The sequence below is a fragment of the Chloroflexota bacterium genome, from assembly GCA_016197225.1.
Lineage (GTDB): Bacteria > Chloroflexota > Anaerolineae > Anaerolineales > VGOW01 > VGOW01.
In genome coordinates this window covers 1-3,792 of the sequence record JACPWC010000100.1, presented here as the reverse complement: position 1 = coordinate 3,792, position 3,792 = coordinate 1, and the positions used below count along the sequence as shown (strand labels likewise).

The 3,792-nt window shown below is 59.4% G+C and carries 3 protein-coding genes; 2 read left to right on the top strand and 1 reads right to left on the bottom strand.

Annotation, left to right across the window (positions count from 1 at the left end; all coding sequences use genetic code 11):
* Positions 1–131 precede the first annotated feature (131 nt).
* Positions 132–2,105, top strand: a complete 1,974-nt coding sequence (locus HYZ49_16865) for an amidohydrolase (GenBank protein ID MBI3243956.1) — start codon at positions 132–134, stop codon at positions 2,103–2,105.
* 695 nt (positions 2,106–2,800) lie between these two features.
* Positions 2,801–2,881, top strand: a complete 81-nt coding sequence (locus tag HYZ49_16860) for a hypothetical protein (protein ID MBI3243955.1) — start codon at positions 2,801–2,803, stop codon at positions 2,879–2,881.
* Positions 2,882–2,952: 71 nt separating this feature from the next.
* Here the strand turns inward: HYZ49_16860 and HYZ49_16855 are convergent, their stop codons facing one another.
* On the bottom strand, positions 2,953–3,741 hold the full coding sequence (locus tag HYZ49_16855; protein MBI3243954.1) for a hypothetical protein: 789 nt from the start codon (positions 3,739–3,741) through the stop codon (positions 2,953–2,955).
* Between the last annotated feature and the right edge of the window lie 51 nt (positions 3,742–3,792).

Sequence of the window (3,792 nt, the reverse complement as noted above, 5' to 3'; positions counted from 1 at the left end):
GCATCCCCGGATGCCGGGCGTGTGAGGCGTGTCCGCCGCCGAAGGTTTGCACGTGGGCGTGCAAACTCCTCTAAATTTTTGCGGTGAGGCATCCCTGGATGCCGAGCCATTCAAAGCAAAGGCAAATCGCTATGCAAACTGTTGACTTCATCCTAACCAACGCCACCGTCGTCACCATGAACGTTGACGGCGACATCTACAATCCTGGCGCAATTGCCATCGCCGGCGACTCCATCGTCGCCGTCGGCTCAAAGGACGAGATTGCCAAAGGCTACACGGCGTCTCAAACGCTCGACCTCAATGGCAAGGTCATCATCCCCGGCCTGGTCAATGCCCACACGCATGTTCCCATGACTCTTCTGCGCGGGCTGGCCGACGACTTGCGCCTCGACGTTTGGTTGATGGGCTACATGATGCCCGTCGAGCGCGAGTTTGTCTCGCCCGACTTCTGCCGACTGGGCACGCTCCTGGCTTGCGCCGAGATGATTCGCTCCGGCATCACCTCGTTCGCGGACATGTACTACTTTGAGGAAGACGTGGCCCGCGCCACCGCCGACGCCGGGATGCGGGCGGTGTGTTCGCAAACCGTCCTCAAGTTCCCAACGCCCGACGCGAAAAGCTTTGAGGACAGTCTGGCTTACGCCCGCGACTTCATCGAAAAGTGGAAGGGCCACCCGCTGATCGTGCCCTCGGTTGCGCCCCACGCGCCCTACACCTGCACGCCCGAAATTCTGCGGGCCACCGCAACCCTGGCCGCCGAGTTCGACGTGCCGCTTCACACTCACCTAGCCGAGACCGCGCTCGAAGTGTCCAACAACCGCAAAGAGCACGGCATGCCGGTCATCCCCTGGATGAAGAAGAACAACCTGTTTGAGGCGAAGGTGCTGGCCGCGCACTGCGTTCACATTGACGAAGGCGAGATGCGGACTCTGCTTCACGTCAACGCCGGGGTGGCCCACAACCCGACCAGCAACCTCAAGCTGGCTTCCGGGGTGGCCCCCGTCGTGAAGATGCTCGACCAGGGCCTCAACGTGGGCATCGGCACCGACGGCCCGGCTTCCAACAACGACCTCGACATGTTTGAGGAGACACGGCTGGCGGCGATCCTGGCCAAAGGCATCAGCGGCGACCCGACGGCACTTCCGGCCCGCAGGGCGCTGGAGATGGCGACACGATTGGGAGCCGCCGCCCTGCACATCGGCGGCCTCACCGGATCGTTGGAGCCGGGCAAGCGGGCTGATCTGGCCGTGGTCAATCTCGACACGCTCCACAACTCGCCCAAGTTCACCCGCGACCCGAACGCGATCTATTCGCAGTTGGTATACACCGCCCACAGCAACGATGTCAGCGACGTGATGGCGAACGGCAAGTGGCTGATGCGCGACCGCAAACTGTTGACGATTGACGAAGCCCAGGTGGCAACCGCCGCCCGCGATTACGCCAGGCGCATTGACGTCTTCCTGATCAATCGCGAGCAAAGCGTGTTAAGCAAGTTGATTGCGATTGGCGGCGTGACCGAGGGCGAGAGCTTCGAGGTGCAGGTCAAGGCCCGCATCCACGAGCCGGAACAGGTGTTGAACGGGCTGAAGTCGGAGGCGATCACCCTCATTCGCAAGGCGCACTACCACGAGTACGACGCCTACTTCATCTTTGCCGGGCCGGAGACGAACCGGGTGCGCTACCGCGAAGACGAGTTTTTGGACGACAAGGGCAAGGTGACGCAGGTGCGTTCCCGGCTGACGCTGATTGGCGAGTCGAAGGAACGCGAATTGCAAAACACGGTGATGCTCTCGCGCTCGCGCTACCTGGCCCCGGCCACACAGTCGCTTCGCTTTTATCGCGAGTATTTCCGCCCGGACGAGGAGCGCGAAGTGGAAAAGGATCGCCGCCGCTGGCTGGTGGTCTATCGCGGGGTGGAGTTCTTCGTCAACCTCGATAAGCTGATCAAGCCGCAAGAGCCGGACTACTTTATCGAGATCAAGAGCCGCACCTGGAGCAAGCGCGACGCCGACGATAAGGCGAAGCTGATCGGGGAACTGCTGGCGCTGTTTGGGGCTACGCCTGATGAGTCGTTGGAGGAGGATTATGCGGATATTGGGGCGTGACTAACCGCTAATCATTCCACAACTCCCTTTCCAAGGCCGTTTGCAATTGCTTCAAAGTTCTGGAGACACGCCTGCCCTGTTCGTAAACGTCATCATAATCAGCCGGGGCGCGGGCCGTCGCTTGCGCCAATTTCGCGCTGGCTTTGAGCAAACTGAATGCCTGCGACTGCACTTTGTTTTCCGCCCGCCCCAGTTTCTCTGCCATTTCAACAATGCTGTCTACTTCAGGCCGCCAATCGCGAGCCGGTTTCTTGGGCTTGGGTTGCACGACAACCCCGCCCGGATCGAGATTTTCGATGATCCCCCCACGCTGTTTCGCTCTTTGGTAACTTTCGTTGAAACTGCCCCGAAAGCCAGGGCCAAAGTAAATGGAATACGACATGAGCAAGCCGTCGTAGATGATGCGCCCTTTGAAAGGCAATAGCACCGCTTTGACCATGATGGGCGGACTTTGCCAGCCCAACACCGCCTCCAACGGCTCATATAACCCCAGCACGCCATAAAACTGAACCGGCTCGGCGGAAGACATGAAAACAACGTACTTCTTGAGGAAACGCATCACATAAAAATCACCAACCACAGGCCGTTTCCAGCTTTTGACTATCTCCAACTCATCTGACGACAACTTTGCCGGGTTTTCGGAAACGAACGCCTCAAGCAGTTCCGGGTGCTGATACAGCGCATCCCGCGCTTTTATTTTCTCCTCCGATGGTAAGCGGGCATACTTCTCAACTGATTTGACATCAGGCAAAATATCCAGCTTTTGGTTGACGTAGAACTGCACTTCCCACATCAACCGGAAAAACAGGGCTGAGTCTTCGTGTGCAATGTTCACAGTTGCCTCTTTTTAGGAACTTACTATCCTCACCGGCACCTCTGGCATCACCCGCGCCGGGTCGTCCCGATCACACTTCACCGCAATCACCACGCCCGCCTGTAACTTCGCCATCGATTCGGCGCTGACGGCCCGCGTCATTTCCACGCGGTAGGTTGTGCCTTGATCGGGCCGCACTTCCAGCCACAGCCGCACAAACTGCACCGGCCCCGCCCGCTTCGATAATTTCCTTTCGCCGATGCGCGAGAGCTTAAGCACCGTCGCTTCTGCCGGGCGGCCAAAGGCTAAGAGCAGGCTGGGCGGAATGCCGCGCCCGAACACCCACAAGTTGAAGGCGGCAAAGGCCACCACCACCAACGCCACTACCCCGCCAAGCGGCGGCGACACCGTCGCACCCAGCCTCCATCCCAGAACCGCACCGCCAATTCCGATCAAAATGGAGAGCGCAATAAAAATCCAGCCCACCGGCGAGAGCGGTTGCGTGCCAATCGCGTCGAAGACGATGACGTTATACAGGCCCGTCACTGCCTCTTCGGCTTCTGGCGCGGTTACGTTCATTTGCTCGCGGTAAAAGTGGGCGGCTTCGGCCCGGCGGCCATCGAGGAGCAATTGCTTCACTTTGGCCATCGTCTCTTCGGAAGCAGGTTGCGCCGTGAGTTGTCCCGAAGCCGCGCTCCCCGCCGCTCCGCTTCGGGCGATGCGAACGTTGGAATTGCAGTAAGCGCAAATGGTCAGCGTCTGCTGGGCCGAGGCCGTCAGCGGCGCGTTGCAGTTGGGGCAGTTCAGGCTTTCAAGTTGCATAAATTGGGTTTACCAGCTTCAACGGAAATTGGGACGCAGATGAACGCAGAT

What these genes read in the sequence shown, in the direction of transcription:
- HYZ49_16865 (MBI3243956.1), top strand. Translation starts at nt 132, where the DNA reads ATGCAAACTGTTGACTTCATCCTAACCAACGCCACCGTCGTCACCATG.
- HYZ49_16855 (MBI3243954.1), bottom strand. Translation starts at nt 3,741, where the DNA reads ATGCAACTTGAAAGCCTGAACTGCCCCAACTGCAACGCGCCGCTGACG.